Below are 4,417 nucleotides of genomic sequence, written 5' to 3'. Positions count from 1 at the left end.
AGCATCGTTTTCTGCACCGGTTGGCGGAGCTGTTGCCGCCGGGCTTGGCGCCGATCATCATCGCCGATGCGGGCTTCAAAGTGCCGTTTTTCCGCGAAGTCGAGCGCCTCGGCTGGCGCTGGGTCGGCGGGGGTGAGTTCGTGGGGATACCTCAGCGTTCGAGGTCGTTTTGAGGGACGAACATCCGTGACATGCTGGCCTCGTGGGGGATCGGTAGTGCTCTAGACATGGCGCCTACACGGAGCGCCCAAAATCATATCGATTGATAAACAATCCGATGACAATATCGTGCATCGTTTCGAGCTTAGAGAAACAAATAGTCTTCCGTGCCAGTCGTTTAATCCGCGTCCGCAGAGTGAGATGTTGGCGTTCGATTCTTTGTGTGTATTCGATTTGCCAACGACTTGTTGTTGCGCTGGTAAATGGCGCTGATAAGCGCCCCAAGCGTCCGTATAAAACCGTGTAATACCAAATGGCTCAAGAAGCGCCTTCAGCGAGAGGAACACCGCATCTTTGCGCTGACCGAACACATAGGCTAGGACAGTACCCGTCTGGTGATCAATCGCATGCCATAACCAGCGTGGATGTTTTTTATTTTGAACATCGCTCCACATTTCATCCAGCTCGGAGTCAACGGGTTCAACCTTATGAATTTCAACGCTAATCTCGCTGTGGATTAATTTTTTGAGGGCAGCTTCGTTAATGGATCGGAGAGACGACTCTTTTTTTATTTCTTTGATGACGGTGGTTTGTGACACATTCAACACACGCGCGGTATCGCGGATCCCACTTCCGTTGAGTGCCCTGTCAACAATCTTTTTCTTGACCTCGGGAAGGTGTCCCTGATAACTGTAATCCAGAATGAAGGTGCTTGTTGAACAGGATTCATGATTGCATGAATAGCGTGGCTTGCCTCTGTCCGTCTTACCGCGTTTCGTGACTTTTTCAGAGTGACAATGCGGGCAACGCACGGATACTTCGGCCATCTTCAAAACCTCACAGAAAAATAATGGATTTCTAACGAAGCATTGATTTTAGACGATAATCCACGTCTGAAGCACTACCGGGCCAAGCGGATGGGCGGCGTCGATCCAGTCGTCGGCTGGTTGGTGTGCATCGCCGGGCCGGAGCGCGGACGCGATTATCGGCTGCACACCGAGCGCAACTTCATCGGCCGCGATCCGACCATGGATGTTGCCATTACCGGCGATCCGACCATCAGTCGCGAGCCTCAGGCGGTCATCAGCTACAACCCCAAGCGTCATACCTATCGGCTCGCGCCCGGCGACAGTCGCGGGCTGGCCTATCTCAACGACGAGGAGGTGATCGCCCCGGTCGAGCTGGCGCCCTATGACCAGATCGAGCTGGGCGAGACCAAGTTGCTGTTCGTGCCCCTGTGCGGCGAGTGGTTCGTCTGGCCGGCGGCGGAGACACCCAGTGATGCGCCGAAATCCTGAATCGCGGTTCGGGTCGTGGCGCCTGTGGCTGGTGCTGGCCCTGGGGTGGATGACGAGCGTCCAGGCCGGCGTGCCCTCGGAGCTGGTCATCACCCAGGCGGTCGCGGAGGGAACCCGGATCACCGCCTATGTCGCGGTGCGTGACGCCGCCGGCGCGGCCCTGACCGACGTCGACGCCGCCCGGTTGCGGGCCACGGTCGGCGCCCGGATGGCGACCCTGGAGGACACCACGCCCTTCGACGCCACTGGCGAGGGCGTGCTGACACTCCTGCTGGTCGATGTCTCACGCTCGCTCGACACAGTGCGTTTGGCCCGGATCCGCCAGGCGCTGCGCGCTTGGGTGGCGACGCTCGGGGAACACGACCAGGCCGCGCTCCTGACCTTCGGCACCCAGGTGCATACACGCGTCGCTCCGACGGGCGATCGCGCGGCGCTGGACACGGCGATCGCGCAACTGGCCCCGACCGATGACCGCACCGCGCTGCATCAGGCGCTGGCGACCGCCCTGGTCCTGGGACGCCAACGCGCCGAGGGTCTGCCGCAGCGCCGGGCGATCGTGATCCTGAGCGATGGACTCGACGATGCGCCGGGCGGCATGACCGCCGACGAGGTGCTGGCGCGACTGGACGAGGGCGCGATCCCCATTCTGGCCATCGGCTTCGGCCAGACCCATGACCGGGCACGGCGCGAGGCGGGTCTGTCGAATCTCGGACGTCTGGCCCGACGCACCGGCGGCTTCCTCATCGACGCCAGCGCCAGCGACGATCCGGGCGCGGCCTATGGGGCCTTGCGCGAACGGCTCCACGCCGTCACGCGCGTCAGACTCCAGTGCGCCGAGTGCGTAGCGGATGGCCAGCGGCAGCGGCTGCGGATCGGCCTGACGACCGAGGCGGGGCTGACGCTTGAGGACGGCATGGATGTCCGGCTCTATCCCGAATCCGCGCCCGAGCCCGCGGCGGTGGCGACACCGCCAGCGGGGCCGTTCGAGGGGGAGGGCGTCGACGCCACTCCCGACGCCGCGACCGACGTCGAGGGGCCAGAGTCGCCGTCCGCCTCGACCGCGCCCGAAGTGTCGACCGCTCCGTTCGATGGCGTTCGCGTTTGGCTGGTCCAATGGTGGCCCCAGACGGCGGGAGCGGCCGCGCTCCTGCTGCTGATGCTGGGGCTAGCGTGGCGCGCCCGCGCCACGGCTAGGTCGCGCACCGCCGGGGGTGTCGCCGCGCCGTCGGCGCCGGAGCCGGGTCCGGAACGCGTCGAGATCCCGGCGCCCGATCCGCGACCCGCGCGGACCGCGCCGCCCCCGACGGGTCCGGCGATTCGGCTGACCTTCATGAAGGGGCCGCGCCGTGGCCAGTCGGTGCGGCTGGTGCTGGCCCCGGCGGGGCTGTTCGGGCGCGCGCCTGGCGGGGCGGCCGGAACCGCGCTGGCCGTGCCCGAGGACGATGAGCTCTCGGCGCGTCATGCGCGCTTGAGCCTGAGCGGCCAGACGTTGATCCTGGAGGATCTCGGCTCGACCAATGGCACCTGGCTCAATGGCGTGTCCCTGTCCGCGCCGCATCCGGTGCGCGCCGGCGATGTGCTGATGTGCTGCGGTTCGGCCAGACCGAGTTGCGTGTGGGTGGCGTGGAGTGTCCATGAGCCTGAGTCTGCATCCCGGTAACGCGCAATGGATTGGTCAGCGCGCCGAGCAGCAGGATGCGTTCGGCTTCGTCGGCTGCGAGGCGCGGGGCGGACGTCAGACCGGGGATGTCCTGGTGGTCCTGGCCGATGGCATGGGCGGTCTGCGTCAGGGCGGCGAGGCGAGCCGACTGGCGGTGCGGACCTTTCTCGCCCAGGCCGCGGCGTCCGCGAACGCGCCCGTCGCCACGACCCTGGCCAACGCCCTCCACGCCGCCAATCAGGCCGTCAACGCCCTGGCCCGCGCGACCGAGGGTGAGGGCGAGGTCGGCACCACCCTGATCGCGGCGGCCGTGCGCGAGGGGCGACTCGACTGGATCGGGGTCGGCGACAGCCGTCTGTATCTGTATCGCGCCGCCGATCGGTCGCTGACTCCCTGCAACGATTCGCACAACCTGGAGCATCGGCTGTGGCCGCGGGTCATCGCCGGCCACTTGACCCCGGAAGACATCGCCGCGGATCCCGACCGCGACGCCTTGACCAGCTTCCTCGGGCTACCCGAGATCCCGGAGACAGACGCCAGTGTGCGCCCGCTGCCGCTGGAGCCAGGCGACCGCCTGTTGCTCTGTAGCGATGGGGTCGATGGCGTGCTGTCGCGCGATGAACTCAAGGCACTCCTGCCGGGTGACCCGCAGTCGGCCGCCGAGACGCTGATCGCGCGTCTGCGCGAACGCGCGCTCGAGTATCAGGACAACGCCACGGTGGCCATCCTGGCCTGCGAGCCGATGCCGGGCGAGACAACCGTGCCCACGCGCCGACGCTGGCCGCGGCGGTTGGCCAGGCTGATGCTGGTCGGTGCGCTCCTCACGGGCACATGGCTGTGGTTCGATCCCCAGGGCTGGCTGGATGCGGATTCGACGCCGACCGAGGCGACCGCGCGGGCTTCGCGGCCCGAGGCGAGACCGCCGACCGTCCCGGCGGATCCGCGGCTCGTCGCGCCCCCCGCCGCGGTCGCTCCAGAGGCGACCGCCGAATGAAGCGACCCGACCGCAAGATCAGCATCGGACGCGATGGCGCCCGCGATATCCCGCTCGGCGACGACTCGGTGAGCGCCTACCATGCCGAATTGACCGTCCTGGAGGACGGCCGCCTGTTGCTGACCGACTGCCAGAGTACCAATGGCACCTTCGTGATCGAACCTGGCGGAGGCGCGCGTCGCATCCGCCAGGCCGTGGTCACCCCCGACGATCGCCTCCGCTTCGGCGCCGTCACCTTGGCGGTGTCGGTCATGCTAGAGAGCTGGCGTTCGAGGGCCGCGCCACGCCCCCCGCCCAAGCCCCCGC

General features: G+C 66.4%; 5 protein-coding genes. 4 read left to right on the top strand and 1 reads right to left on the bottom strand.

What is annotated here, in order from left to right; genetic code table 11:
- Positions 1-234: 234 nt before the first annotated feature.
- Positions 235-986 (bottom strand): IS1 family transposase gene (locus CKO27_RS23350; protein ID WP_420825864.1). Its coding sequence is split into 2 segments (ribosomal slippage): positions 235-384 and positions 387-986, totalling 750 coding nucleotides; the frame shifts between segments, so codons are not numbered across the junction.
- Positions 987-1,028: 42 nt separating this feature from the next.
- Between CKO27_RS23350 and CKO27_RS23345 the strand changes: the two genes are divergently transcribed.
- The 4 genes from CKO27_RS23345 to CKO27_RS23330 form a co-directional block, all read left to right on the top strand.
- Entirely contained in the window at positions 1,029-1,457 is a 429-nt protein-coding gene (locus CKO27_RS23345; protein ID WP_242471099.1) for an FHA domain-containing protein, read from the top strand.
- The gene (locus tag CKO27_RS25095; protein WP_200377310.1) at positions 1,441-3,117 is read left to right on the top strand and encodes a VWA domain-containing protein; all 1,677 of its coding nucleotides are present in this window, start codon (positions 1,441-1,443) and stop codon (positions 3,115-3,117) included. The genes CKO27_RS23345 and CKO27_RS25095 overlap by 17 nt, the downstream gene beginning before the upstream one ends.
- Complete coding sequence (locus tag CKO27_RS23335) at positions 3,092-4,111, top strand: PP2C family protein-serine/threonine phosphatase (protein WP_200377309.1); 1,020 nt, start codon at positions 3,092-3,094, stop codon at positions 4,109-4,111. Before CKO27_RS25095 ends, CKO27_RS23335 begins: the two co-directional genes overlap by 26 nt.
- The coding region (locus tag CKO27_RS23330; RefSeq protein ID WP_200377308.1) for an FHA domain-containing protein at positions 4,108-4,417 on the top strand (310 nt) is incomplete at its 3' end. The genes CKO27_RS23335 and CKO27_RS23330, both read left to right, overlap by 4 nt.

Source organism: Thiocystis violacea (genome assembly GCF_016583575.1).
Taxonomy (GTDB): domain Bacteria; phylum Pseudomonadota; class Gammaproteobacteria; order Chromatiales; family Chromatiaceae; genus Thiocystis; species Thiocystis violacea.
Note: the sequence above shows the minus strand (reverse complement) of the source record. Positions and strands in the feature narration are given on the sequence as shown.